The sequence below is a fragment of the Alcanivorax sp. HI0044 genome, from assembly GCF_001634945.1.
In genome coordinates this window covers 1-26,030 of the sequence record NZ_LWEZ01000875.1, presented here as the reverse complement: position 1 = coordinate 26,030, position 26,030 = coordinate 1, and the positions used below count along the sequence as shown (strand labels likewise).

Sequence of the window (26,030 nt, the reverse complement as noted above, 5' to 3'; positions counted from 1 at the left end):
TTACGGACAAACAGGGGAAGACTCTATGCTCGGCCAACGCCGCACGTTGACAGAACTGGCCGCACCCGCCACACAGGGCAAGCCGCAATGGGACCTGATCGTTATCGGTGGCGGCATCACGGGTGCCGGTGTCATGCTGGAGGCGGCCCGTCGCGGACAACGGGTGCTGCTATTGGAGCAAACCGATTTCGCATGGGGGACCTCGAGTCGTTCCTCCAAAATGGTGCACGGCGGCCTACGCTACATCGCCCAGGGCGATATTGCCCTGACACGCCACTCACTGCTGGAACGTGAACGTTTGCTCAATGAGTTGCCGGGGCTGGTGGAGCGGGCCACCTATCTTTTCCCGTTACGCAAGGGCGTATTCCCCGGGCGCTGGCCCATGAAGGCGGTGTTGTGGCTGTACGATTTCCTGGCCGGTATTCGCGACCACCGTTACCTGAACAAGGCACAGCTGTTAAAGCGGGTGCCCGGGTTGCAGGATCAGGATCTCACCGGGGCCATGTGCTATACCGACGCGCTCACCGACGATTGCCGCCTGGTCATGCGCACGCTGCTGGAAGGGGCGCGCCATGGCGGGGTAGCACAAAATTACGCGCGTGTTGTTCAGGCCGAACAGAGCGGGAAAGGTGAACAGGGCTTCTCTGTTACCGTGGAAGACCGGGTCAGTGGTGAGCTGTCCACGCTCAAGGCTGCTGCGGTGGTGAGCGCTACCGGAGCCTGGGCAGACCGTTTTTCCGGCGCTGAGGCCAGAGTGCGGCCATTGCGTGGCAGCCACCTGTTTATCGACCCGGCCGCATTGCCGGTTAACGATTGCCTTACGGTGATGCACCCCGATGATGGTCGGCCGGTGTTTGTGTTCCCCTGGGAAGGGGTGACCTGTGTGGGCACCACGGACCTGGACCACCCCCAGGACATGGATATTGAAGCTGCGGCCAGTGATCGGGAAGTAGTCTACCTGCTCAAGCTGATCAACACCCAGTTCCCCGGCCGCAACGTCACCCGTGATCACATCTATTCGACCATCGCCGGGGTGCGCCCGGTTATCGCCTCCGGCAAGGGCGTGGATCCGTCCAAGGAGCGTCGGGACCATGCGGTGTGGGGTGAAAATGGCATTGTCACCGTCAGCGGCGGCAAGCTCACCACCTTTCGGTTGATTGCACTGGATGCGCTGTTGGCCACCGGTTTGATCGACGCTAAAGAGCACCGTCGCAGCCAGAAAAGCAAAGCGCGGGGGTTTGAGCCCATCGAGAATGCCCCCGAGGCCGTGGAGGCGTTTCTGCATGCGGACCAGGCGAACCCCGCCTTTATTGCGTGGATCCTTGCCCATGAATCGGTGGTGCATCTGGATGATCTGATGTTGCGCCGCACCCGCCTTGGGCTGGTCAAGCCCGCCGCAGGGATCGCGGTGCTGTCGTCATTGCGTGCGCAAATCCAACAGGCCCTGGGCTGGGATGACAGCCGCTGGGACAAGGAGCTGATCCGCTACCGGGAGATCCACCAGCGTTTCTACGGCGTGCCCACACCTGCTGGTGCCGCTGCTGAGCCGAACGTTTCGGCCGAGATCCGGGAGAAGCAGGCAGGATGATGGATGAGCCGCTGGTACTGGCGCTGGATCAGGGCACACAAAGCGTGCGTGCCATGTTATTCAATCGCGACGGCGAGTTGATCGCCCGTTACCAGCAGCATATCGAGCCTTATTTCTCCCTCGAACCGGGTCAGGCAGAACAACATGCCGGCTATTTCTGGGAGCAGCTCGGACTCGCTTGCCAGGGATTATGGGAGCAGCACGGCGCACTCAAACATCAGGTTAAAGCGGTGGCTCTGACCACCCAGCGCGCTTCGGTGGTGTGTCTTGATGAACACAAGCAACCGATACGCCCGGCGATTATCTGGCTGGACCAGCGCCGCACGGATTCCATCCCCCGACTGCCCTGGTGGCTGGCAGCCCCGGTGACAGTGATCGGGCAGGGGGAAACCCTGCGGCAGTTCCAGGCCAAGGCCGAGTGCAACTGGCTGGCGGTGGACGAACCTGTGCTATGGCAGAAAACCCGACATTTTCTGCTGCTGTCGGGCTACCTGACCTATCAGCTTACCGGGCAGCTGCGGGACTGTACCGCGTCCCAGGTGGGCTACATTCCTTTCGATTATAAAAGGCGCTGCTGGGCAGCGGCCCATGACCTTAAATGGCAGGCGTTGCGGGTGCGCCGTGAACAGTTACCGGAACTGGTAGAGCCGGGCAAACCACTGGGGGCGATCACCGAGCAGGCCAGCCTGGCCACAGGCATCCCCGCAGGGCTGCCCCTGATTGCCTGCGGCGCGGACAAAGCCTGCGAAGTGTTGGGTGCCGGCGCCTTTACCCCGGAAATTGGCAACCTCAGTTACGGCACCACCGCCACGTTCAACACCTGCAACGCGCACTATGTCGAGCCAATCACCTTTGTCCCGGCCTACGGCGCCGCCGTGCCCGACCGCTATAATTCCGAAATCATCGTTCAGCGCGGTTACTGGATGGTGAACTGGTTCAAGCGTGAATTCGGGCAACAGGAAGTGCAGCAGGCCGAAACGCTGGGCGTGGCGCCGGAAACGCTCTTTGAAGCCTTGCTGGAAGAGTCTTCGCCGGGCGCCATGGGGTTGATGCTGCAGCCGTTCTGGAACCCGGGCGTGCGTATTCCCGGGCCAGAAGCCAAAGGTGCCATTATTGGGTTTGGCGATGTACACACCCGCGCCCACCTGTACCGAGCGATTATCGAGGGCATCGCCTATGCCCTGCGTGAGGGAAAAGAACGGCTGGAAAAGCGTAACCGCATTCCGGTCAACTCCCTGCGCGTGTCTGGTGGTGGCTCGCAAAGCGATGCGATCATGCAGATCACCGCGAACATCTTCAATTTGCCTGCAGTGAGGCCCCACACCACGGAAACCTCCGGTTTGGGGGCTGCGATCAATGCGGCCGTTGCTTTGGGGCTGCACCCGGACTATCCCTCTGCGGTGGCCGCCATGACACGCCCGGGTGATACCTTCCTGCCAGAGGCGGCCCCGGCACGTCACTACGACGCCCTGTACCGGGACGTCTACCGCAAGTTATATCCTCGGCTGGCGCCGTTATACCGTTCCATTCGCCGCATTACCGGCTATCCGGCTCGGGTTTAATCACGCCCGCGCTGTCCTCTGTGGTAGGGTCTTACCTCCATTGTCTTCACGGTTTGTGTCCATGTTCCGCTGGTGCTCAACGCTGTCTCTGCTTGCCGCTTTGCTGGTGCTGCCTTTGGCTGCGCACAGTGACGATAACAGCAACACCCTGAGCCAATTGCGGGCCGATCTATCACAGGGCCAGCTGGGGGTGCTGTTACAGCGCCAGGATATCGTGCCGTTGCCGGCGTCGACCATCAAACCCTGGGTGCAGGCGCAGCCCATCGACCGTTTTGCCATTACCGGATTCAATGAAAGCGACAGCCGTTTTGCGGCGCGGGTACGGCTGCATTTTCCTGATGGCGCCATCAGCTTCCTCCGCCTGGAGGGGGCCCCGGCTAACCCCTACACATTAACCGACTGGTACGATTACAGTTCCGGGATGCGGCTAACCGCGCTACTGGAAGAAGGCCGCTGGCTGCAAAGTGAAGCAGGCAAGGCGTTTCTGGAAGCGCTCGGTGAGTCACAAAATCAGGCGCGTGTAGCCAACCTGGCGCAAGGGCGTCCTGCGGCACTGAAATTGTGGCTGACCCAGTGTCTGGGCAAGCCCTGCGAGCGCATTGCTGTGGAACATCAGCTTGAATCCGAACAGCCGATGGTTTGGTTGCTGCGCCGGGCAATTGCGAGTGGCGGCATGGACCAGTACCGGCAACAGCACGATGCGTTGCTGACAGCGCTGGGTGACGATCCTTACCTGTGGTGGCTGGAAGGGCAGTATGCGCTGGAATACCAGCAGTGTGCCTGGCTGGCCTCGCCATTACGCGAGGCCTGGCTGCGCCATCAGGAGGTGCTGGTTCTGGCGGATGTGGCTCTGCAGTGCACGCTGAACCACACCCCGGAGAAAACCGCCTTTGGCACGGCGCTGACTCGACAACTGCCTGTGGCTACGATCATGGATTCGGTAACTGCGTTTTTTGCAGCCCATAACCGCTCGGTACCAGAAAATTGGCGGCGGTGGGGCCAGACCTCTTTACCACTCATCCCGCCGTCTGATCAGGAGTAACGCCATGCGTGTATCGGAACTGGCAAAAAAGGCGAACACCACCGCAGAAACCGTGCGCCATTACACGGATATCGGTTTGCTGTCACCGAGTCGCGACAGCCATAACGGCTACCGTTATTACGGGGCAGAGGATTTACGCTTGTTGCGGTTTGCCCTGAAAGCCCGGTCTCTGGGGTTCACTCTGGGCGATATTCAGTCACTGACTCAGGCCTCCCGCGAAGGGGAAACACCTTGTGGCCAGGTCCGCACCCTGATTGAAAGGCGGCTAACGCAGGTAGAAGCTCGAATCGCCGAACTGCAGGCGTTGAGTGCTCGTATGCGTGATGCGATGAATGAATGGCAGGGTGCGCCGGACTGCCGGCTGGATGATGGCCGGGTATGTGGTCTGATTGATTCCTTTGTGGGTAACGAAGCAGAGTAGGGCAGCGCTGGCTGAACCGTTGAGCCTTTCGTTTAGAAACTTATCCAGCACAAGGAGCAGGAGGAGCGGAGAAGAGCACCTGCAGCCATCATCAGTATTGGCTACAGGTGCTCGCCAGCGGAGCACGCTAGGTGCTCGATTTTTTCTGCGAACTCCCTTTCTTCTTGTCGGCGATGGCCGAACCGGACTTGTTCTTGTCCGATTTGTTGTCAGTGGTGGTCTCTTTTTCCTCGCCTTTGCCATCCGTCTTGTTCTCCGCTGCCGCTTTCTCGGCGGCGGCTTCAGCGCGGGCTTCGGCTTTCTTTTCTTCCTTGGCGGCGTCTTCTTTCACCAGGCCAAGAATATGCCAGCCGGCCTTCGGGTCAGGCTGCTCTTCCGCGGAAAAAACATGAATTCGCTCGCGGGCATCAATGGCAAATAGCGGCCAGACCTGGCGCCCCGGTGCCTCTTTGTAGGCCTGAAAACTGAATTCTTCGGTAATGCGTGTTTTGCGGATTTCAGCGCCCTGGCTGAGCAGGCTGGCCAGGCGGGCATAGGTCATCTCCGGCGCAAAAAGGGTGGCGCCACGGTGTTCTGGCGCCACTTCGTGCTTCACTTCCTTTTCCGTTTTCTGGGTGGGCAGGCTGAAAATGTTCTGTTCGCCGAATTCCAGCCGGTAGCGCATGGTCGCCATGGTATTAAGCTCACGGCGAGGGCTGAGGCCCAGCAGCTTGCCATAACCCACCAGATCCAGATATTGATCCGCGTGTTGAGATACCGGGTTGCCGTAAAAGGTGCCCAGCCCTTCCATCCTCGCCGAACGAATGGACTCCCAGCTGGAATCGGTGACCACCACCGGGTACTGGTTTTTCTGCAAGGCTGCACCAATGGCCCGGGCCACCGGGTTGGCGCCGATGATCAGGAAGCCGCGTGCGGCAGGTTCCGCCACTTTCAGCAGGCGGGCCAGAGGCCGAGCCGTGAGGCTCTGCAACGCTACCGTGCCGATAATCACCATAAAGGTGAGCGGCACCAGCTTTTCGGCCCCGGGAACGCCATTTTGCTGCAAGCGTTCGGCAAACAGGGCGGAGATCGCCGCGGCAACAATACCGCGCGGAGCAATCCAGGCGAGCAGGGACTTTTCTCGCCAGTTTAGCGATGAGCCCAGTGTGGAAACCCATACCGACAGGGGGCGGGCAACGAATTGAATGATCGCCAGTACCGCCAGAGCCGTGAGCCCAAGCTGGCTCAGCTCGCTCATTTCCAGTCGTGCCGCGAGCACAATAAAGAGGCCGGAAATGAGCATCACCGACAAGTTTTCCTTGAAGTGGAGAATGTCGTCGGTGCGTACTCCTTTGCGGTTGGCCAGCACGATACCGGTGGCGGTAACGGCTACCAGCCCGGATTCTTCACTCAGCCCGTTGGCCAGAACGAATTCGCCAATGATCGAGGACAGCACCAGAAAACTGCGCAGGTATTCAGGAATCAGGTGGCGGCGCAGCAGCTCGGCGAGCCCAAACGCCACAACGCAACCGATGGCGGCACCCACACCGATGGTCTGGAAGAACAGCCAGAGTGTATGCAGCACCGCGCCGTCCTGTCCGCTTGCCACTACCAGTTCATAGGCCAGTACCGCGAAAATTGCGCCCAGCGGGTCGATCACAATCCCTTCCCAGCGAAGCAGGCGCGACACACTGCTCACGGGCCGCACGCTGCGCAGCAGGGGAACAATCACGGTGGGGCCGGTCACCACAACAAGGGCACCGAACAACAAGGCCAGGCCCAGCGGCAGCTTCAGCACCCACCAGGCAGAGACCGTCACGATGCTCCAGGTGACCAGCGCGCCCCAGGTGACCAGCCGCCGCACGGTTTTTTCCAGGCCGCGAATCTCATCGAAGCGCAGCGTCATCGCGCCTTCGAACAGAATAATGGATACCGCCAGTGAAACACCGGGAAGCAGCAGGTCCCCGAACAGCTCCTTGGGTTGCAGTACGTCAAAGAACGGGCCAAGGGCAAGGCCGGTAAGCAACAAGGGCAGGATGGCGGGGAGCTTGATTCTCCAAGCCAGCCACTGGCAGGCAAACGCAGCCACGGTGATGATGGCTAGCTGGAAAGGGACGCTTAAATCCATGAAGTTCCTAGGTGATGAAACGGATCCACATCTGGCGGGCACTTATCCATTGGCCGGCGAGATGGGCATTGCGGTAGCCACGGGCAGGGCAATACGATTGCGGTCATGCTGCCACGAGCCAAGCCGCATTATGCATGATTGCGGGTGGCGGTAAACGCGTATTCGGGCATCAAGCGCCGGGCTGCTTACCCGTGAGCCGGCTAATAGTCACAGCCCCTCAGCCCTGTCGCAACCTGTTTTTACCTGCAAACATTGAACCTGATTCATAAATCGACTGAAAGGGTTAGAGCATTGCGGTACCATTGCGTGCGATTGCGCTCTTGAGGCTGAGTTTGCGGGGCATTGCTGAACCGCTCCGGCATATCCGTCTTTACCCCGCATCATTCTCAATCTGGGCTCCCAAGGGGCGCAAAACGTGCACCGGGGCCGGCATCAGGATACTTCATGCAAAACCTTTCTCCCGGCCGCCTGGCATTCTTGCTCGCCACCCTGGTGGCACTGGGGCCTTTGGCCATTGACACCTACCTCCCGGCATTGCTGGCCATGTCTGGCCATTTCGCCGTTGAAATCCATGCAGTGGAGGTGTCGGTCAGTGTCTATGTACTGGGGGTGGCTGCGGGCCAGTGGCTGGGCGGGCCGCTGTCGGATCAGTTTGGCCGCAAACCGGTGGCCTATGTGGGGCTGACCCTGTTTATTCTTGGCTGCCTGAGCATTCCGCTGTCTTCGAATATCGAGATGCTGTACATGCTGCGCTTTCTACAGGCGCTGGGTGGTGGTGCCACGGTGGTTATTGCGGCGGCCTCAGTACGAGATCATTTTACCGGCAAGGAAGCGGCCAAGGTGATGACCACCATCGGCCTGGTGATGCTGGTGGCCCCCCTGGTGGCGCCGGCAGTGGGGGCTTTGCTGCTCAAGTTGTTTGGCTGGCAAAGTATTTTCTACATGCTGGCGATATACGGATTCATGCTCTTTGGCATTGTGCGTTTCCTGCTGCCCACCGTGGCGGTGAAACCGGGTACCGAGCCGCTACGCCAGCGCATGTTCCTGGCTTATGGCCGGGTGTTGAGTAACCGCCAGGCCATGGGCTTTATTCTGGCCAATGGCCTGGCGTTTGCCGCCATGTTTACCTTTATTACCGATGCTGCCTTTCTTTACATGGAGTATTTTAGAATCACGCCAGAGCAGTTCCCCCTGTATTTTGGCGCCAATGTGGTGACCATGCTCGGCATGAACCGGTTAAACGTTTTGCTGCTGCGCCGTTACAGCAGTGCATCAATCATGCAGGTGGCACTGGCGTTACAGGTGGCGGCCTGTCTCACCTTGCTGGGTTTAACCCTGGCCGGTTTGCTGACGCTGTGGCTGGTGGTGCCGCTGATCATGGTTGCTGCAGGAATGGTCGCGTTGATCATGCCCAACGGCATCGCCAGCTTCCTGGATTTGTTCGATCGCGACAGTGGTGCGGCCACCGGGCTGAATGGCGCGCTGCAATTCCTGTTGGCAGGTGTTATCGGTACGGTGCTGGGCATGCTCCACGATGGCAGCACGTTACCCATGACCGCCTTGATGGCCGCCAGTAGCGTGGCGGCCTGGGTGGCATTCTCTCTATTGGCTCGCCGACAGCCCTGAGCCTTTGGGCATCAGCGGTGGTGCCAGCAGGGCGGCCAGCGTTACCAACCCGGCGACTCCCCACGGCAGTAACAGCCAGCCACTCAATGGCAACTGGCTGTCGAACAGGCGAGTGCCGAGCGGTATCAGGGCGGCCAGGTGGATCAGATTGGCCAGCAATGCGGCCCCACCGAACAGATAGAAGGCTTGAAGTGCCGCGGTTTTACGCAGCAAGGCGCGGCGGCCCCCAATCACGATCAGCAACCGGTTGTCCCGCCGCAGGGCGTCTGTCATAGCCAGCAGGGCCGCCATCAGCACCAGCAGGGCAGCGAGTAACAGCAGTACGCCCACCACAAAGGCCGCACGGCTAGCCTGGCCGATGATATCCTGCAGCGTGGCCAGGATGGCATTTACGTCCAGCAAGCTGATTTGCGGGAATTGCTGGACCAGATCGCCCAGCTCTGCCTGCTGATCTGCGGGCAGGAAAAAGCTGGTGATCCAGGTGCGGCCCTGCGTCTTCAGTGTGTCGGGCGAAAAGATGAAATAAAAATTGGGAGCAAAGCTTTCCCAATCCACCTCACGCAGCCCCACCACGGTGGCACTGATGGTCGGCCCGGCGCCGGTGAACGTGAGCGAATCCCCGAGTTGTAGTCCCAACGAATCCGCCAGTTTGCTTTCCACGGTGACTTCATTGGCGCCGCTGGCCCAGCGCCCTTCGGTGAGAATGTTGCTGTCCGGCAGGGCATCGGCTTCGGTGAGAGACAGGTCCCGGTTCAGGGCGCGTTCAGCCCGATCCTCTTCCTTGGTAACGGCGCTGCGAACGGGCTCGTCGTTAATGGCGGTGAGCCGGGCCCGAACCACCGGATAGAGCGGCTGGGATTCACTGTTGTGTGCGCCAAGCCAGTCATTGAAGGCGTCCAGATCCTGATCAAACAGATTGATCACGAAATAGTTGGGCGCTTGTTCCGGGAGCGTGGCCCGCCAGTCGCTCAGCAATTCCCTGCCGGTTTGCACCGACATGGAAAGCACGGTCAGGGAAATGATCAGGGCTGCCAGCAAGGGCAGGGTGGTCGCCTTGCGGCGGCTCAACCGGCGCAGGGCCAGCCGCGCGGGCAGGCTCAGGCGCGTACTGAAACGGTCCAGTAACTGCACCAGTGGCCACAAAATCATTGGCAGCCCCAGCGAGACTGCCAGGGTGAGCAGCAAGAGCGGCCACAACGCGGCCAGCGAACCGGTCATGATGGCAGCCAGGGGAACAGGCGTGGCAATGGCGATGAGCAAAACCCGCCGCCCCAGTCGGGTCGGCGCCTCACGGCCACTGAGTAGTGCGGTGGCGGGCAGCGACAGGCTCACCCACAGCGTTGGCGCGGCAAATCCGAGCCAGAGTAGCACCGGGCCCAGCAGTCCCCAGATCACCGGCGCCATGAAAAACTGTTCCGCACCGAGCAACGCGGAGAGCTGCCAGCCCACCAGTACGGCAAGCGCGACACCGGCAATGATCGGCAGCAGCAGCGCAAGCACATCACCACCCAGTAGTCGCCGGACGATTTGCCGTTGTCGAGCGCCTACGGTTTTCATCACGGCACACAATGTTTGTTGCTGGCGCGCACGATGGTTGGCGGTGAGATAAATGGCGGCGGCACACAGCAGCACCACCAGCATCACCGCCAGTTGCGACCACAGAAACATTTGCTCCACCGGGCCACGGCTACGCAGATCTGTGGTTGCCACGGTTTCGATGGACTGGTCCGGACGCAGGTTATCGCCAAGCTGTTCATCCAGGGCTGCACGTTGCTCACCATTGGCGGCCACCAGCAGGTGGTGCCGGTAGCGACTTCCCGGGCCGAGCACGCCGGTACTTTCCAGGTCCGACAGGTGCATAAGGGTACGAGGGTTCATGCTGTAGAAGCCGGCCTGTTGATCTGGCTCCTGCACCAGCACCTTGTCGATCAGAAAGCTGCGCTCACCAAGGGTAATGAATTCCCCGGCTTTAAGCCCCAGCCGGTCCAGCGCCTGGCCAGCCAGCCAGACGGTTCCTGGCGTGGGGCCATGGCCCACGGGGTAAGGCTCGCTAAAGCGGGAGTCGCTGACCGACAGCTCACCATAAAGTGGGTAACCGTCGGACAGTGCGCGAATGCTGGACAGCAAAAACTGATCTTCATTGATCAGTACGCTGGCAAAACCGGTTGCTTCAGCATGGGGCAAATCGGCAACGGCCTGTTGCTGGTTCTCTTCGGGGAAACGGGAACCTTCCAGAATCCAGTCTGCCCCCAGTGCCACGGCGGTTCGCTGATTGAACCGCTGATCCACGCTGTCACGCAGAATCAGCATGGCAGTCATGGCAAAGGCCGCCACCAGCAGGGCCAGGGCCTGAACCCGAAATGCGGGGGATCGCCAGGGTTTAAACACTGAGGCGGCCCTCCGTCAGAGAGACCGATCGCTGGCAGCGACCGGCCAGCTGCGGGTCATGGGTGACTAGCACCAGCGCGGTTTTTTGCTCCGCATTCAGCGTAAACAGTAGATCGGCCACATGCTCACCGTTAGCGAAATCCAGGCTGCCGGTGGGTTCATCGGCAAACAGCAAGGCCGGCGACACAACAAAAGCCCGCGCCAGGGCAACGCGCTGCTGCTCGCCACCGGAAAGCTGTGCCGGGAAGTGATGTTGCCGGTGGGCCAGGCCCACCTGATCCAGCCAGTGCATGGCCAGCTCACGGCGCTTTTCGCGGTTGAGAATTTCCAGCGGCAGCATGACATTTTCCAGCGCGGTGAGGTCATTGATCAGCTGAAAATGCTGGAACACGAAGCCGCACTGTTCGCCACGCAGTCGTGCCCGCTCGTCCTCGTCAGCCTGGCTGAACGAGGCACCATTGAGTTTCACGTCACCAGCCGTGGGCACATCAAGACCCGCCAACAAGGAGAGCAGGGTGGACTTGCCTGACCCGGAAGGGCCTGTGATCGCCAGGCTGTCACCGGCATTCACCTCAAGCGTGATATCCTGCAGCAAATCAAGCCCGCCTTCTGGGCCCTGAACGCGCTTACTGACATTGTGGGCAAGCAAAACGGGAGACGCTGTATTCATCATGGCAAGATATCTTCTACTGATTCAGTTGTTGTGCGTGACAGCATCGGTTCACGCCAGCGGTGTCTTGATACTGGGCGATAGTATCAGTGCTGCCTACGGTATTGAAAAGTCGGCGGGCTGGGTTGCTCTTATGGACCAGCAACTGCAGGAAAGGTGCCCGGATTATCCCGTCATCAATGCATCGGTTAGCGGTGAAACCACCGCCGGCGGCAAAACGCGATTGCCGGCACTGTTGTCACGTCACCAGCCGGATCTGGTGGTGATTGAGCTGGGGGGTAACGATGGTTTGCGTGGTTTGTCGCCCATGGCCATGGCGAGGAACCTGGAGCAAATGGTCGTGCTTTCGCGGGAAGCGGGAGCCACCGCGGTGCTGTTGGGCATGCGCATTCCCCCCAATTACGGCCAGCAGTACACTGCCTTGTTTGAACAGCAATTCAAGGACGTTGCGCAATCCACCAGCACGCCCTGGGTGCCCTTTTTTCTGGATGGCGTGATTGAGCAGGGTTGGGTGCAGGATGATGGCATTCACCCCACCGTTGATGCTCAGCCGCTGTTGCTGGAAAGCGCCTTGTCAGTGATTGAGCCGCAACTGCCTGTGCAGTGCCAAGGCAAGAGTGATCAGTAAATACAACCGAGCGAGCCCCGATGTTTGATTTAGGCCCATCATGGCAGGAAATACTGGATTACTGGTTTAAGGATGGCCTGGAGCATGGCTGGCCATCGGGCAACATGAGCAAGCGATGGTTTGCCGCTACGGCTAGAGACGATGCGGAAATTGCACACCGCTTTGGTGCGTTGGTGGATGCGGCCCTGCAGCAGGAACTGGTGGACTGGGAAAGAACCCCCCTGGGGCGACTGGCGCTGATTCTGTTGCTGGACCAGTTCACCCGCAATATCTACCGCGGCCAGGCCCAGGCTTTCAGTGGTGATCATCGGGCCGCCACGCTGGCCATTGAGGGGCTGTCACGGCAGATGCACAGCAAGCTGCCGCTGTGCGGGCAGGTTTTCTTTGTGATGCCGCTAATGCATGCCGAAGACGAAGATCTGCAGCAGCAATGCCTTTGCGCACTGGAGGCTATCAGGGCTAATGCGCCCCAGGCACTGGCCAGCCATGTGGACAGTTCGCTGAAATCCGCGCGGGAGCATCTGCAAATCGTTCAGCAATTTGGTCGCTTTCCGCACCGCAACCGCGCGCTGGGGCGGGACAGCACGGCTGAGGAGCTCAGCTTTCTGGAAAACAGCTCCGGTTTCGGGCAGTAAAACCGGTGCTCCGGTAGAGAAAGGCGCTACGCGGGTTTACGGCGGATGTAGAGCGTCTTGTTGACCACCGCCACGCGGTTTCCATCGCCATCCACGATTTCAACCGGCCAGCACGGCAGGTATTTTTCTCCCCCATCGGTGTTCGCGCGGATATCGTCGATCATGGCATCGGTGAGCTGAAAATGGGCGAAGACCCGGCCCTTGCCGGGCCGGACAAATTCTATATCCGCTGCCTTGTCCCAGACCACATAATCGCGCCCAAGCACGGTCATCACCATCAGCATGTAGAACGGGTCCACCATGGAATAGAGGCTGCCGCCGAAATGGGTTCCTACATAGTTCCGGTTGTACCAGTGCAGCCCCATGGAGACATTCAGTTCGCGGAAGTCGTCTGCCAGGTAGTCCACACGAACACCGGCGCCCAGGTAGGGCCCGTACAGGTTCAGAAACCATTGCAGACCTTTCGGTGAGCGCGTGAATCGCGAGAGCAGATTACGCATTGCCGGGTTCGAGAACGGCAATGGCGCTGTCCAGGCGCGCTTTCACTGCGGCAGGCACCGGTGTTTGGTGCTGTTTGAGAAGCCGCTGCATTTCCTCGCGGGCGTCAAACTGTTGCTGCTTCATGACACTGGGTAGTTGCTCTAGCTGCCATTGCAAGCGGCGCTGGCGCTCCGGTTCCGGGCTGGGCACACCGGCCAGGGCCTCAAAGGCCACGGCCAGGGTAAGAGCGGAGTCAGTATTCGCACCACTTTCTGGTTGGTCAGCGGATTCGACACTTTCCGTCAGGGCCACAACGGCGTCACGGAGCTGCTGCCACTGCTGCCAACGACTGAGTTGCTGAAGTCGCTCGCTGGCGCGCCGCTTCAGTTGCTGTGCTTTGCGAACCAGCGGCTGGGGCTGATTGCCATCCAGGTGCTCGTCCACGGCTGCAGCCGCGCTGCGTAGACTGTTCGCTGTGTCAGCGCTAAACGGTTGCGTCAGTGATACCTCCAGCGCATCAATGTGCGTGGTCAGCATCTGGCTCGCTTGCTCCTGTTGCTCGCGCCGGGCGGCAATATCCCGGTTGCGGGCATCGAACAGGGCATCCATGGTTTTGCGAAACGGTTTTTGCCATGTGCGGTGCTGGCCGGGCGGTAACCAGGCGGATTGCCGCCAGCGTTTCTGGATGGCTTGCGCTTCGCGTGTGGCGTGCTGGGCATCGTCCAGTTCCAGCAATGCACGGGCCTGGTCCAGCAATTGTTTTCGCTCGCTCTCGGCTTTTTCAATGTAACGATTCAGCTGCTCGTCGAGCTGGGTGAGCAGGGAGGAAAACCGTTTCTGCACATCCCGGGCGTCGGTGAACCGGATCGGGTGCAGGGTTTTCCAGTCTTTCGGGGCCTGCTGGCGAATTTGCCAGACACCATGCCAATCAGCGGTTTCCCAGTTCTGAGCGGTGACAAAGTCTTCCAGTTGCTGGCACAGTGCCCGGCGCTTTTCCAAATTACCTGCCTTGATGGCGTCCAGTTCGGCAAAGTGCGCATGGCAGGGCTGGTAGGCCTGGTCGGATGCCTCTTTAAAACGCGTCCACAACGCCTGATCCTCGCCCTGGTCCGAACTCATCAGCGCGCGCCATTCATCATGGAGCGCCTGAATGGCGGTGGCCAGTTCCGGGGCATCCATGGTGGTGTCTTTAAGCGCTTCCATGCGTTCGCATAACGCCACTTTCTTCGGTTCAGCAGCAAAACGGTGCCAGTCCTGCAACTCTGCACGGCGCGGAGCGAGCTTGGTGAGCTCTGCGTCCAACCCGGTGTCTCCGTCGCTTTCGATGATCGACTGGGCTTTGTGCCAGAGCCGATTGGCATGGCGCAGATTGCCCTGGCGCAGCTCTCGCTTCAGGGCGACCAGCAAGCCGCGATGGGGCTGTGAGGCTGGTGCCGGGCGGTTCTGTGCGGACGTTTGCGCATCGGAGGTTTCGGCTTCCCGTTTACGCAGCGCCAACAATGCAGAGGGAGGCTGATATTCCCCTGGCCAGCGGTCGGCCAGCTCGGCGAGTGTGGCCGGTGAGTCTGCTGCATTGATATCGGCGGCCAGGGTAAGCAGCTGTTGAAATGCAGTTACCAGGTCAGTGAAAGCCAGCCGGTCTTCATCCTGGGCCTGCGATTGCTCATCGGCGCTGTCCCAGCGGCGTTGCTGGGTGGCTAATGCGGAGCGCATTTCGCCTAGCTGATGATCCCAGGTTTCCGGGGTCGCCTGGCTCAATAGCTGATACAGGCTGTGCGCTGCCGCTTCGCGCTCAGCTTTTGCGGTCTCTGCCAGCGCCTGTTGCCGGGTTTGCTCTTGCAATTCGGTGAGCTGCGTGCGGCACTGGTGAAGGGCTTGCTGAACGCGGGAAGCCAAATCCGGGGTCGCCTGTCGTGTCAGTTGCTGCCACTGTTGCTCAAGCTGTTCCAGCTGCGGCCCATACAGGGCGTCCACACGACGGCGAGCATGCTGTTCAAGCCGATCGGCGAGGTGGTAGACCTTGGCGGTTTCCCGTTCACTCTGTTGCTGTTGTTGCTGGAGCGCCCGGGCCTGGTCGCGCGCCAGGCGAGTGACGCGCTTGTCACGACCCTCCTTGCCTAAACGCTTCAGCAGCGAAAGGGAGGCGATGTTCTGCACAGAGGCAACACGCAGTGCTTCGGTGGGAGCATCCAGAGCCAGCTGATATAGCACGCCTTCATCCTTGAGCCGCTCAATGGCTGCCATGCGGCTGTGCATGTCCGGGCTGTGGCTGGCCACATGGGCAAGCACATTTTCATTGCCGGTGAGCCGAATCAGGCGCAGGCGGGTGTCGCTGTTGGGGGCATCATCGGTAGTGCCTGCCAGCAGGGCCATGATGCGCATGGAGGCGGCCTCGCGAACGGAGGGCGCTTCGTCACGTTGGTGCACTTCATCCAGGGCCGCAAAATCGGTGAGTCGGCTGGTGGCAGCGGCGCGCACCAGGGCGCTGGCATCACCGCGCGCCAGCTGATTCAGCAGGGTCGCGTCATCACAGAGGTCCAGTTGCTCAACGGCTTTGAGACGAATATCGGGGTTGGCGTGTTGCCAGCGGGGTTTCAGAAATCGGCCAAACATAACAAGGTTCCAAATGCGTCCGCACGCAACACTCTCCACGCTTGCATGCGGGTGAACGAAACCCCATTGGCAGAAAATTAGCGTGTGGCGTGTTGCGCGTTGCGTGTTGCGTTCTTTTTGTCCAGCAATGCATCCTTGTCCGCCCAGAGTTCGCCAATCCATTGCTGAAAACGGGCGCGGAACTCCGCGTCGTCTTCGTAGTTGCCCTCTGAGGCCCAGGCAGGAATAACCCGTTGCTGCACAACAACTTCCACCTCGCCCATGGCGCCACCAAGAAAGGCCATCAGCGAGCGAGGCGTGCCCGGGGGATAGATAATGGTCACATCAAGCAGATTTCGCAAATGCCCGGACATGGCGTTAAGGGTAAAGGCAGCACCACCGGCCTTGGGTTTGAGCAGGTGGCGATATGGCGAGCCTTGTTTGGCGTGCTTTTGCGCGTCAAAGCGGGTGCCTTCAAAGAAATTCATCACCGAGGTGGGGAAGTAGGCGAATTTCTCACAGGCTTTGCGGGTGGTTTCCAGGTCTTTGCCTTTCAGTGAGGGGGTCTTTTCCAGTTCGGCTTTGCTGTAACGCTTCATGAATGGGAAATCCAGGGCCCACCAGGCCAGCCCCAGCAGGGGAACCTTGATCAGTTCCTGCTTCAGGAAAAACTTGAGAAAAGGGATGCGGCGATTGGAAATGCGCTGCAGTACCAGAATGTCCGCCCAGGACTGGTGGTTGCAGGTCACCAGGTACCATTGATCCTTGCTCAGCGTGTCCATGCCACTGATGCGCCATTTGATCTGGCTGGCCAGGGCAATAATGGCGTTGTTGTTGCCAATCCAGGTTTCCGCAATGACCACCAGGATTCGTGACAGGATGACTTGTGCCTTCTCAAATCGAAGCACCAGTCGCAGCAGGGCGAAAGCGTAAAGTGGAAGGCAGAGAAGCAGGGTGTTGATCAGCATGCCTGTCAGGGCGAGTGTGGCCCGGATCTTGTGCCAAATGGTCATAGCGCGATTCATTCAGTCAACGTAAACGGGCATGCTACCCAAAGGTAAACGCCTTGTCCCGTGTCCGTTTCGGTCAAATGGCCGTTTGTCACTGCAGGATTCCGCAAATGATTCCATGCAGTTATGCTGCAGCAATGCGGACTATGGAAAGATGTTGGTTGCCCCTGTTGCTGGTGCTTTTGGCATTCGGGCTGCCATTGCCGGGTTATGCCCAGGATGGTCCGGAGGGATCCTGGCAAGACAAGCCGGAAGAGGCTGCCGCTTCCGTTCAGAAGGGGCAGGGGGTCCCAGAATCACCCTCTGACGGGCCCTCAAGGGTCTTTCATTCGAACCCGTGTGGCCACCTTTCCGGGGAGGCTGGCTGGGTCGACAGAACCCACGACTGGATGTCGCGCACCGTATGCGGGCCAACACGCTGGGTCGATGGTTTTTTTATCGGCCCCAACGAAATTGATACTGAAGAGCCTGGCACACAGCTGCGGATCATTGGCGCAAGCCGCTGGCAAGACAATGATGATGACGGCAGCGAGGTAAAAATCCGCGCCCGGGTAGAGCTGCCCAACGCCCAGGAGCGCCTGAGTCTGCTTTTCCAGAATGATGACGACACCAGTGGTGAGCTGCGCAATGATCTGGATAGTCGGCCAGAAGAGGTGGGGGACGACTCGGGTGGGTTCCGCACTGCCCTGCGGTGGGTAACCAGGATGCCGGATAGAATGAATCTGGATCTGGATGCGGGGCTGCGCTCTGAATTCACTACCTTCGTTCGCGCGCGTTATCGCTGGTACACGCCGTTGCCGGGAGGAAAAACCTATTTCCGGTTTACCCAGAAAGGCTACTGGGAAGATCCGGAAGGCTTCGGCATCAACTCCCTGTTTGAGCTGGACCGGCCGCTAACGCAGGCTTCCACGATTCGCTTCAGCAGTGAATATGAATTGACGGAAGAAAATAACGAGATGAACCGTGATTGGTACTTCAATCAGACGGTGAGCCTCTATACCCGCCTGGGCAAGCAATCCGGCATCGGCTACTCGGTGGGGTTTGATGGCTATACGGATCCCATTGCAGCGATTGAAACCTGGCGCACCAGTGTGCGCTTTCGACGTAGCGTCTGGCGACCCTGGTTCTTCTATGAAATCGAACCGTATGTATTCTGGCCTCGTTCACTGGGCTACGAGGGCATTACTGGCATTGTGCTAAGGGTGGAGGTGCAGGCAGGTTTGCCCGTGTGGGAATACCCGGAATAGGCGTTAACGCGGGGCGAGAGAACGGCTTTTCACTGGGGCGGGAGCGAGACGACGGCCCGGGTTGCCCCGGGCCGCATCCGGACTAGTTTGCCCAGCCGCCTCGCTGGCGACGGCCAGAGCGTGAACGCATCAGCACACCGGCAATCAGGCCGACAATCAGAATGCCCACGCCAGTGATCCATTGCTGGGACGTATTGTTGCTGCGCAGCATCACGTTCTCACCCTTGACCTGATCCAGCTCGGAACGCAGCAGGCTCAATTCTTCATTGAGGCGACGGTTAGCCTGGTCCAGACGAATGGGATCAGATGCCACTTCCTGAAGCTGCTCGAGTTCGTTGCTGCGTGAACTCAGGGAGCTTTTCAACTCGTTGGATTGCTCCGACAGGGCATCGCGCTCGCCCTTGATCTCGGCGAGCTGGGTGCGCAGCTTCGCCACTTCTGCCTTGGCTTGCTCGCTGGCCTGGGTGGCGCGCTCAAGACGAATTTCAGCAGTAGGGCTCTGGCTCAGGTATTGCTTGCCGATGTAGCCCTCGGTATCGCCGTAGCGAATCTTTGCCCAGTCGCCCTCGAAGCCCAAAAACTCGATACGTGTACCGCTTTTGATCCCGCGGTGAAGGATGCGTCCGCTGGGGTTGGCGGCGGCACGAATGGGTACATAAATACTGTCATCCACCCAGGCCGCAGCGGCGAGGGCGTTGCTGGATGCACTCAGCAATGCCAGTACACAGAATAATCTAGCGAGCATCAGTCACTCCTTGAGGTCAGGCCGCGCAGTCTAAAGAAGTCATGCGGGTAGCGGCGCTACCATAGTCACATTTCGCCGCGCAGGCCGTGGTGTCTTTGTAAAAAATAGCAAATTGCCATGACTGCCCATTCGTTGCGGCTGTAGCTTTCAGGGCAGTACGCGCTTGAAGGGCTTTACCGTAACGCTGGCGTACACGCCGGCATCCATATACGGATCCGCATCCGCCCAGGCCTGGGCAGCGTCCAGGGAATCAAATTCCGCAATGACCAATGATCCGGTAAAGCCCGCTGGGCCCGGGTCTTCACTGTCGATAGCCGGGTGTGGCCCTGCCAGTTGCAGGCGCCCTTGATCACGGAGGGCTTCCAGCCGCGCCAGGTGCGCGGGGCGAGCCTGTTTGCGTGACGGCAAGGAGTCAGGGACATCTTCACTGATGATCGCGTACAGCATGGTTTCGCTCTTTATTCAGGTTTGCGGTGGTGTGCGGCCATGATGTCTTCCAGGTCTAGCCCGGTCAGCTTGCCGATGCGGCGAAACAGGAAGAGCATGGCAAGAATCAGCACAATCATGGAGGGCAAGACAATAACCGGGTAGCTCAGAGCTGTCATCTTGCCCAGTTCGGCATTGAATGCCTCGCTGCCCGGCGGGCTGGTCAAAATTATTTTGGCCAGCACGTAGTTGAGCACAGAGGACAGGAAAAAGGAGGCCGCCACCATCCAGGAAGCCTGCTTGAGGGTCAGCTCGAAGGCGTGGAGGTTGTTGTTGTCTTCCAGTTTGGCGGCAATCCTGTCGGTATCCAGCACCTTGTCGTTGTAAATGAAAGTCTTTACCAGCGGCCAACGGGTGCGCAGGGATACCATCGTTGCAATGCCCAGCAAGGCCGGAATGGCAGCCTCTTTCATGGCGATATACTTGGCGTCCAGCTCCATCAGACTGATGCCGCCGGTAAGCATAATGCTGACGATGCCCAAGCCAGAGAAGAAATTGGCCTTGCCGTTCTGCAGGAAATCGCGCAGGCCGTAGAGCAAGGGGAAGGCCAGCGCCACCACAATGGCCCACTTGGTGCCCAGCCAGTCATCCCCGGAGAGTTTGGCCAGGATCAGGGCCGGAATCACGATATTGATCAGCAGGTTGGCCAGCAAGCTTTCCTGCTTTGGTGGCATGGCGCTGGCTGGCTTGCCGTTCTGTTCCGGGATGTTGCTTTCGCTCATTCGAGATTCCGTTTGATCAGTTTATGGCAGCCGGAGGGCGTTAAAGATGCCGGTGAAGGGCTCAAAAATGCTACCCTGCGCCTTGATTCCCGTCGTCAGCCTGTCGCAGTGAGCGTCTGTGACGCATGGGAGTCACGGCAGACACATCGAGAACCTTGAGAGGATCTGGCTATTTCTTGTAACCACACAATCGACCTGCACAGTCACAGTACAGCGTCGGACGGTATTCTAAGCCCTGCAGCGCTGGTGTCGAGGGCTGCGGACTATGGCGTAACCTGTCTGGCCCTGACTGACCACGATACCCTGGCCGGGTTGCCTGAAGCCCATGAGGCTGCCCGTCAGCACGACATCAGCCTGGTGAATGGTATCGAACTGTCTGTGCGTCACGAAAACCGGGAATATCATGTGCTTGGATTGTGGCTGGATACCGGTTGTGGTCAGTTACAGGAAAGGGTCGCAGCCCAGCAGGAGGCACGGGTAAATCGTGCCCGGGAGATTGGTCGCCGTCTGGATCGCGCAGCCACACTGGCCAACAGTTATGAGCGCACCTGTGAACTGGCGGGCACCGATGCGCCTGGGCGTCCTTTGTTTGCCCGTTTTCTTGAAGAAGCGGGCAGGGTGCGCAACCACCGGCATGCCTTCAACCGCTATCTGAAGCAGGGGCAATCCGCTTTTGTGGCGACGCCCTGGTGCGCTCTGGAAGAGGCCATTGCCGATATTCATGCTGCCGGCGGCACCGCGGTACTGGCTCATCCGCAGGCCTACGGGATGACGCGCAAGAAACTGCGCCAGTTTCTTGCCCATTTCAAGGAAGCCGGCGGCGACGGCCTGGAAGTGGCCATGCCCGGGCTCTCCCCGCAACAGACCGCGTTGCTGGATGAATGCTGGCAACACTTTGATCTGCAGGTGTCCGCCGGATCGGATTTCCATTCGCCGGAGCAGAAATGGCTGGCGTTGGGGCGATTGCCGCCGGTGCCCAAAGGCGCCAGGCCGGTGTGGGAAGGGAGGCTAACCAGCTGACAATTGATAGTGGACAGTTGGCAGCTAAAACAATAGGTTGCGTCAATGTTTTGACGTTACCTGTCAATTATTAATTATCAACTACCAACTGAAGTTATGACCGACGTTATCTACATCCATCCCGAAACACCCCAGCCCCGCCTGATTAGACAGGCCGTGGACGTCATTCGTAACGGTGGGCTGATTGCCTACCCCACGGATACCACCTACGCGCTGGGATGTGGCATTGGTGAAAAGGCCGCTCTGGATCGCCTGATTCGCCTGCGCCAACTGGACAAAAAGCACGAATTTACGCTGCTCTGCCACGACCTCTCTGCGCTGGCGGTGTATGCCAAGGTGGACAACCCGGATTACCGCCTGCTCAAGGCGCACACCCCAGGACCCTATACCTTCATTTTACAGGGCACCACCGAAGTGCCACGCCGGCTGATGCACCCCAAAAAGCGCACCATCGGTATTCGAGTCCCTGACCATGCCATCTGTCAGGCGCTGCTGGCCGAGCACGGTGAACCGATAATGACGTCGACTTGTCACCTGCCCAACGATGAGTTTCCGCTCACCGACCCGCAAGACGTGCGCGATTTTCTGGAAAATCACGTGGACCTGGTGATCGACGGGGGCTTTTGCGGCACCCTGGAAACCACCGTCATCTCCCTGTCTGAAGGGGAGGGACCGGTGGTGGTGCGTGAAGGCGCAGGTCCAGTCGACGCCATCTATTAGTCAAATTGCAGGGATTTGCTCAGGGTTTGACCAGACACTGACAAGTCGCTGTCCCTCACGGCGCGGTTCGCCGTATAATCGCGGGCTTTCCCCGCAGCGTTCCCCCTGGAATGCCACCTACAGGGTATAAGGAGTTGGCTTTGAGTTCCGTGGTTCCCTCCCAGCGAGTTGTTTCCGGCATGCGCGCCACTGGCCGCCTGCATCTGGGGCACTACCATGGCGTGCTGAAAAATTGGGCGCGTCTGCAGCATGAGTTTGAGTGTTTCTTCTTTGTCGCAGACTGGCACGGACTCACCACTGAATACGAAAACCCGCACAAGATTGAGCAGCATGTCTGGGACCTGGTGATCGACTGGCTTGCCGCCGGGGTGAATCCGGGTTCGGCCACGCTGTTTATCCAGAGCCAGGTGCCAGAGCACGCCGAGCTGCATCTGCTGCTGTCCATGATGACACCGCTGTCCTGGCTGGAACGGGTGCCTACCTATAAAGATCAGCAGGAAAAGCTGCGCGAGAAAGATCTGAGCACCTACGGCTTTCTGGGTTACCCGCTGCTGCAGTCTGCCGATATTCTCGCCTATCGGGCCGGTCAAGTGCCGGTGGGGGCAGATCAGGTAGCGCACGTGGAGCTGACCCGGGAAGTCGCCCGTCGCTTCAACCATCTGTATGGCCGCGAACCGGGCTTTGAAGAAGCCGTGGACGCTGCCATCAAGAAGATGGGCAAGAAGCAATCCAAGATTTACCTGAACCACCGTCGCCAGTATCAGGAGCAAGGCGACGAAGCGGCGCTGGAAACAGCGCGGGCGCTGGTTGACGGGCAACAAAATATTACCCTGGGTGACAAAGAGCGCCTGCTGGGCGACCTGGAGGGTGGGGGCAAGGTCATTTTGCCTGAGCCTCAGTCGCTACTCACACAAGCCTCCAAAATGCCCGGGCTGGATGGTCAGAAAATGTCCAAATCCTACGGCAACTTCATCAGCATGCGTGAAGAGCCCGCGGATGTGGACAACAAAATTCGCCGTATGCCCACAGACCCGGCCCGGGTCCGCCGCACCGACGCCGGCAACCCGGATAACTGCCCGGTATGGCAGTTTCATATGGTGTACTCTGACGACACTACCCGGCAGTGGGTGCGCGAAGGCTGCACCAGTGCCGGCATCGGCTGTCTGGATTGCAAGAAGCCGATCATCGAAGCGGTTCAGGAAGAGTTGGAGCCCATTCGCAAGCGTGCGGAAGAGCACCTGCGCAATCCGGACCTGGTCCGTACCATTGTGGCGGAAGGGTGCGAGGAAGCACGCGAAGCCGCCCGCGCCACACTGGAAGAAGTGCGCGCAGCCATGGGCCTGAATTACCGCTAGGCGGAGCAGAGCATGACGGAAACGGTAGAGCACACGGCAGAAGATCCGGCACCCAAGCAGCCAGCAGGCCTGCTCGGGCCTCTGCACCCGAGCCAGTCGGAAATGCCGTTTGGTCTGGTGTATGGCAAGGCCATTACCAAGCTGCCTGATGATCTCTACATTCCGCCGGATGCCCTGGAAGTCTTCCTTGAGGCCTTTGAAGGGCCGCTGGATCTGCTCCTCTACCTGATCAAGCGCCAGAATCTCGACATCCTCGATATTCCGGTGGCCACCATCACGGTCCAGTACATGGAGTACGTGGAGCTGATGAAGGCCATGAACTTCGAGTTGGCGGCGGAATACCTGGTCATGGCGGCCATGCTCAGCGAAATTAAATCGCGCATGCTGCTGCCTCGACCCAAGGAAGACGAAGAAGAGGACGGTGAAGACCCCCGCGCCGAGCTGATTCGTCGCCTGCAGGAATACGAGCGTTTCAAGAAAGCGGCGGAAGATATTGATGAACTGCCGCGTCTGGAGCGAGACGTCTTTCCTGCCGAAGCCAAGCGCCCGGAATTCACCCGTGAGAAAGCGCAGCCGGATGTGGATATGCGCGAGTTACTGCTGGCACTGAAAGAAGTCATGCATCGTGCGGACATGTTTGAAAGCCACCAGGTATCACGGGAAAAGCTGTCCACCCGCGAGCGCATGGCCAGCGTGCTGGACAAGCTGAAAGGGCGCGAATTCGTGCCTTTTATCGAGTTGTTCAACCCGGAAGAGGGCAAGCTCGGGGTCGTGGTTACGTTCCTGGCCACACTGGAGCTAGTGAAAGGGTCACTGATCGAACTGGTTCAGACCGAAGCCTTTGCGCCTATTCACGTGAAGGCGAAAACGCTGGTATTGGAAGAGTCAGATCTTTTAGCCGGCCTTGAGCTCGAGGATGAACCCGATGCCGAATCGGATGCCTATGAAAGTGATACCGGCACTCTCGATGCGGTGGATGACGAAGCTCACGATGGAACCAAGGGGTAAGCGTGGACGCTGAGCAAATAAAAAGAATCATTGAAGCCGCCATTCTTGTAGCCGAAGGGCCGCTGGACCGTGACGGCATGCTGGCCTTGTTCGATGAAGAAGATCGACCCAGCAAGCAGGATTTGTCCAAATACCTTGAGCAGTTGGCTGACGAATACGAAGGTCGGGGCATTTTCCTCAAGGAAGTGGCGTCGGGCTTTCGCTTTCAGGCACGCTCTGAGCTGGGCTCCTGGGTGAGCCGCTTGTGGCAGGAAAAGCCACCCCGGTATAGCCGGGCGATTCTCGAGACCCTGGCCTTGATTGCCTATCGTCAGCCGATTACCCGTGGTGAGATCGAAGAAATTCGTGGCGTTTCGGTAAGCTCCCATATCGTCAAAAGCCTGCTGGAGCGAAACTGGGTTCGAGTTGTCGGGCACCGTGACGTGCCGGGCCGCCCGGCCATGTTCGCCACCACCAAACAGTTTCTGGACTACTTTGATCTAAAGAGCCTGGAAGACTTGCCGTCGCTGGCCGAGATTCGCGACCTGGACAAGCTGAATGAGGAGCTGGCCCTGACCGATGTGCCGCCCAGCAGAGCGGGTGAGGGCGATGCTGACGAAGCCTCCGAAGGTGACGTGGATGATGATGGCTTTGGCGAACATGAAGTGCGCCTGCCGGGTGATCAGGGGAGCATCCCCGGTTTTGAGCCGGAACCGGAAATCGACGACTCTACACAAATGAGCATGGACAAGGTCGATTCCGTACTGGCCAGCTTTGAACAGGAATTCCGCCGTAAACCCGGCGACAAGAATGACGCTGAGCCCGCCCCAGTTGGCAATGACGCGGTGGCGGATGATGCCTCCACTGAGCCGGACGGCGCTGCAAACGATAGTGATGATGTCGCGGTAGATGATGCTTCTGATCAGGAGCAGGAACCGAGCGACAGCGCAGAGGAAAGCCGAACGCCCCATGAGTGAGAAATTACAGAAAGTCCTGGCCCGTGCCGGGCTGGGCTCCCGCCGGGAGCTTGAAACCTGGATCAGCGACGGTCGCGTCTCGGTCAATGGGACTGTAGCGACCCTGGGTGACCGGGTTGGCAGTGAAGATACCCTACGTGTAGATGGCAGGATAATTAAAGTGAAGGCCGAAGAAGACACCGTTCAGCGGGTCATTATGTACCACAAGCCCCCCGGAGAAGTGTGCTCACGCAACGACCCCGAAGGGCGCCCGACGGTGTTCGATAACCTGCCGCGCCTGCAAGGCATGCGTTGGGTGCAAGTCGGCCGGCTGGATATCAATACCACTGGCATGATGCTGTTCACCACCGACGGTGAACTGGCCCACCGCCTGATGCATCCCTCCAACGGCTTTGTGCGCGAATATGCGGTGCGGGTTCGGGGCGGCATGACCCCGGAAAAGCGCCAGGCCATGCTTGATGGTGTGTTGCTGGAGGATGGTGTTTCCAAATTCGATAGCATCGAGGATGCCGGTGGCGCAGAAGAAGGCGCCAACCACTGGTACAAGGCCACGCTGACCGGCGGCAAGTACCGGGAAGTGCGTCGCCTGTTTCAGTCCCAGGACCTGGAAGTGGCTCGCCTGATGCGGATCCGCTTTGGTGACCTGACGCTACCTCCGCAGTTGCGTCAGGGGCGCTGGATGGAGCTGGAGCCGGAGCAAATGAAAGCGCTGATCGACAAGGTGGAACTCAAGGGCAAGAAGTACACCGGGCTTTACGGCCGTGCTCGCCTGCGCCACCAGCGCAGCGGCAGCAAGCCACCGCGCAAGGCCCGCCGCGGGCCGTATCGCCGCTAGGGAACCTCTGAAAAACTCCTTGTGTACTCAGTCTTTCAGGCTGGTTCGCAATCTATACCCCATTCGGGGCACAGAGGGCGCGCTTTTGAAGGTGTCCCCTAACTGGGATCGAGATATGTCCATCCATCGAAAAAGCGCAACAACGAGTGCGGGCCAGCCTGAATGACCCGAAGGGCGTGGCCTGAAG

Annotated in this window: 23 protein-coding genes; 14 read left to right on the top strand and 9 right to left on the bottom strand. The window is 59.4% G+C overall.

Annotated features, from left to right (window positions below; translation table 11 throughout):
* Window positions 1-25: 25 nt before the first annotated feature.
* The 4 genes from A3730_RS10350 to A3730_RS10335 all read left to right on the top strand — a co-directional run bounded on the left by A3730_RS10350 (window position 26) and on the right by A3730_RS10335 (window position 4,613).
* Window positions 26-1,588: a glycerol-3-phosphate dehydrogenase/oxidase gene (locus tag A3730_RS10350; RefSeq protein ID WP_063520147.1), complete on the top strand. Its 1,563-nt coding sequence runs from the start codon at window positions 26-28 to the stop codon at window positions 1,586-1,588.
* Complete coding sequence (locus A3730_RS10345; RefSeq protein WP_082872331.1) at window positions 1,588-3,150, top strand: FGGY-family carbohydrate kinase; 1,563 nt, start codon at window positions 1,588-1,590, stop codon at window positions 3,148-3,150. The genes A3730_RS10350 and A3730_RS10345 overlap by 1 nt, the downstream gene beginning before the upstream one ends.
* A gap of 61 nt (window positions 3,151-3,211) precedes the next feature.
* The gene (locus A3730_RS10340) at window positions 3,212-4,192 is read left to right on the top strand and encodes a hypothetical protein (protein WP_231883920.1); all 981 of its coding nucleotides are present in this window, start codon (window positions 3,212-3,214) and stop codon (window positions 4,190-4,192) included.
* A 4-nt stretch (window positions 4,193-4,196) separates the two neighbouring features.
* Complete coding sequence (locus A3730_RS10335; protein WP_063520150.1) at window positions 4,197-4,613, top strand: MerR family transcriptional regulator; 417 nt, start codon at window positions 4,197-4,199, stop codon at window positions 4,611-4,613.
* 127 nt (window positions 4,614-4,740) lie between these two features.
* On the opposite strand, the gene A3730_RS10330 is transcribed toward A3730_RS10335, so the two are convergent.
* Window positions 4,741-6,720 (bottom strand): sodium:proton antiporter, encoded by a 1,980-nt coding sequence (locus tag A3730_RS10330; protein WP_063538027.1) that lies wholly within the window; start codon window positions 6,718-6,720, stop codon window positions 4,741-4,743.
* 444 nt (window positions 6,721-7,164) lie between these two features.
* Between A3730_RS10330 and A3730_RS10325 the strand changes: the two genes are divergently transcribed.
* Window positions 7,165-8,346: a multidrug effflux MFS transporter gene (locus tag A3730_RS10325; protein WP_063538025.1), complete on the top strand. Its 1,182-nt coding sequence runs from the start codon at window positions 7,165-7,167 to the stop codon at window positions 8,344-8,346.
* Here A3730_RS10325 and A3730_RS10320 read toward each other — a convergent pair.
* Both A3730_RS10320 and A3730_RS10315 read right to left on the bottom strand, forming a co-directional pair.
* Complete coding sequence (locus A3730_RS10320; protein ID WP_063519094.1) at window positions 8,323-10,734, bottom strand: ABC transporter permease; 2,412 nt, start codon at window positions 10,732-10,734, stop codon at window positions 8,323-8,325. The genes A3730_RS10325 and A3730_RS10320 overlap by 24 nt on opposite strands.
* Window positions 10,727-11,404, bottom strand: a complete 678-nt coding sequence (locus A3730_RS10315) for an ABC transporter ATP-binding protein (RefSeq protein WP_063519095.1) — start codon at window positions 11,402-11,404, stop codon at window positions 10,727-10,729. Before A3730_RS10315 ends, A3730_RS10320 begins: the two co-directional genes overlap by 8 nt.
* Window position 11,405: 1 nt before the next feature.
* Here A3730_RS10315 and A3730_RS10310 point away from each other — a divergent pair, with 1 nt between their 5' ends.
* On the top strand, window positions 11,406-12,032 hold the full coding sequence (locus A3730_RS10310; protein WP_063519096.1) for an arylesterase: 627 nt from the start codon (window positions 11,406-11,408) through the stop codon (window positions 12,030-12,032).
* Window positions 12,033-12,052: 20 nt separating this feature from the next.
* On the top strand, window positions 12,053-12,667 hold the full coding sequence (locus A3730_RS10305) for a DUF924 family protein (protein ID WP_063519097.1): 615 nt from the start codon (window positions 12,053-12,055) through the stop codon (window positions 12,665-12,667).
* 26 nt (window positions 12,668-12,693) lie between these two features.
* On the opposite strand, the gene A3730_RS10300 is transcribed toward A3730_RS10305, so the two are convergent.
* From A3730_RS10300 to A3730_RS10290, 3 genes are all read right to left on the bottom strand, one after another.
* Window positions 12,694-13,167 (bottom strand): DUF4442 domain-containing protein, encoded by a 474-nt coding sequence (locus A3730_RS10300; protein ID WP_063520606.1) that lies wholly within the window; start codon window positions 13,165-13,167, stop codon window positions 12,694-12,696.
* Complete coding sequence (locus A3730_RS10295; protein WP_063520605.1) at window positions 13,160-15,760, bottom strand: DUF349 domain-containing protein; 2,601 nt, start codon at window positions 15,758-15,760, stop codon at window positions 13,160-13,162. Before A3730_RS10295 ends, A3730_RS10300 begins: the two co-directional genes overlap by 8 nt.
* 77 nt (window positions 15,761-15,837) lie before the next feature.
* Complete coding sequence (locus tag A3730_RS10290; protein ID WP_063520604.1) at window positions 15,838-16,752, bottom strand: acyltransferase; 915 nt, start codon at window positions 16,750-16,752, stop codon at window positions 15,838-15,840.
* A gap of 386 nt (window positions 16,753-17,138) precedes the next feature.
* Here A3730_RS10290 and A3730_RS10285 point away from each other — a divergent pair, with 386 nt between their 5' ends.
* The gene (locus A3730_RS10285; RefSeq protein WP_231883919.1) at window positions 17,139-17,996 is read left to right on the top strand and encodes a hypothetical protein; all 858 of its coding nucleotides are present in this window, start codon (window positions 17,139-17,141) and stop codon (window positions 17,994-17,996) included.
* Window positions 17,997-18,078: 82 nt separating this feature from the next.
* On the opposite strand, the gene A3730_RS10280 is transcribed toward A3730_RS10285, so the two are convergent.
* The 3 genes from A3730_RS10280 to A3730_RS10270 all read right to left on the bottom strand — a co-directional run bounded on the left by A3730_RS10280 (window position 18,079) and on the right by A3730_RS10270 (window position 19,949).
* Window positions 18,079-18,741 (bottom strand): TIGR04211 family SH3 domain-containing protein, encoded by a 663-nt coding sequence (locus A3730_RS10280; RefSeq protein WP_063520984.1) that lies wholly within the window; start codon window positions 18,739-18,741, stop codon window positions 18,079-18,081.
* Between the two features lie 147 nt (window positions 18,742-18,888).
* Window positions 18,889-19,188 (bottom strand): YciI family protein, encoded by a 300-nt coding sequence (locus A3730_RS10275; protein ID WP_063519151.1) that lies wholly within the window; start codon window positions 19,186-19,188, stop codon window positions 18,889-18,891.
* A gap of 11 nt (window positions 19,189-19,199) precedes the next feature.
* Window positions 19,200-19,949, bottom strand: a complete 750-nt coding sequence (locus tag A3730_RS10270; RefSeq protein WP_231880700.1) for a VC0807 family protein — start codon at window positions 19,947-19,949, stop codon at window positions 19,200-19,202.
* 165 nt (window positions 19,950-20,114) lie between these two features.
* Between A3730_RS10270 and A3730_RS10265 the strand changes: the two genes are divergently transcribed.
* The 6 genes from A3730_RS10265 (at window position 20,115) to rluB (ending at window position 25,843) form a co-directional block, all read left to right on the top strand.
* Window positions 20,115-20,969 (top strand): PHP domain-containing protein, encoded by an 855-nt coding sequence (locus A3730_RS10265; protein WP_369819062.1) that lies wholly within the window; start codon window positions 20,115-20,117, stop codon window positions 20,967-20,969.
* Between the two features lie 96 nt (window positions 20,970-21,065).
* Complete coding sequence (locus A3730_RS10260; protein ID WP_063518829.1) at window positions 21,066-21,689, top strand: L-threonylcarbamoyladenylate synthase; 624 nt, start codon at window positions 21,066-21,068, stop codon at window positions 21,687-21,689.
* Between the two features lie 140 nt (window positions 21,690-21,829).
* Window positions 21,830-23,044, top strand: coding sequence for a tryptophan--tRNA ligase (locus tag A3730_RS10255; RefSeq protein WP_197468417.1), 1,215 nt, complete (start codon window positions 21,830-21,832; stop codon window positions 23,042-23,044).
* Window positions 23,045-23,056: 12 nt separating this feature from the next.
* Window positions 23,057-24,052 carry a ScpA family protein gene (locus A3730_RS10250; protein WP_063518828.1) on the top strand — a complete coding sequence of 332 codons (996 nt, stop codon included), beginning with the start codon at window positions 23,057-23,059 and terminating at the stop codon, window positions 24,050-24,052.
* A 2-nt stretch (window positions 24,053-24,054) separates the two neighbouring features.
* Entirely contained in the window at window positions 24,055-25,008 is a 954-nt protein-coding gene (gene scpB / locus A3730_RS10245; RefSeq protein ID WP_063518827.1) for an SMC-Scp complex subunit ScpB, read from the top strand.
* Window positions 25,001-25,843 (top strand): 23S rRNA pseudouridine(2605) synthase RluB, encoded by an 843-nt coding sequence (gene rluB / locus A3730_RS10240; RefSeq protein WP_063518826.1) that lies wholly within the window; start codon window positions 25,001-25,003, stop codon window positions 25,841-25,843. Before scpB ends, rluB begins: the two co-directional genes overlap by 8 nt.
* Window positions 25,844-26,030 lie beyond the last annotated feature (187 nt).